This window comes from Allobosea eneae, assembly GCF_042657265.1.
Taxonomy (GTDB): Bacteria; Pseudomonadota; Alphaproteobacteria; order Rhizobiales; family Beijerinckiaceae; genus Allobosea; species Allobosea eneae.
The window spans coordinates 1-624 of sequence record NZ_JBHSLW010000078.1; the positions used below are offsets into that span (position 1 = coordinate 1).

A 624-nucleotide genomic window follows, 5' to 3' on the forward strand; every position below is an offset into this window, starting at 1 on the left:
GCGAGAGGGTTTCGCGCTCGCGCAGCAACCAGTCATGCATGTCCTCGAGAAGCGGCCTGCTCTTCTCCTGCCGCACTGCCCGCCGCTCCTCGGCACTGCGCCCGTTGATCGCGCGCTCGATCTCGAACAGCGCGTCGAGGCGTTTCACCGCCGCCAGGGCAACCGGGGAGACTGGCTTTCCCCTCACGCCGTCGCGGGCCTTCTTCGCGATGTCGGCCAGCTCGAAGAAGCCGCGCCGGGCATGGGCGAAGCAAAAGGCCGGCGTGATCGGCTGTTCCTTCCGCTGCGGGTCGAACAGCGGCTCGAAGCCATTGTAACAGTCGCACTGAAGGATGCCGGCGAACCCGGCCAGATGCTTTTGAGGGTGCTCGCCGCGTCGGTCGCCCGAGGCGTAATAGACCACCGCCGGCGGCGCAGGTCCGGCGAAGGGGCCATCATCGCGAACATACGTCCAGATCCGCCCGGTCGCGCATTTGCCCTTCGCCAGGATCGGGACCGTCGTGTCGTCGCCATGCAGGCGCTCGGCCGCCAGCACATGGGCCTCGATCAGATCGAAGACTGGCCTCAGGGCGAAGCTGCCGTGGCCGACCTGGTCGGCCAGCGTCGATAGCGGCAGATCGATCC

General features: G+C 67.5%; 1 protein-coding gene. It reads right to left on the reverse strand.

Going from position 1 to position 624, the window contains the following annotated elements; translation table 11 throughout:
• Positions 1 to 624: IS66 family transposase (locus tag ACFPOB_RS28640; RefSeq protein WP_377801662.1), on the reverse strand; the 624-nt coding region annotated here is incomplete at both ends.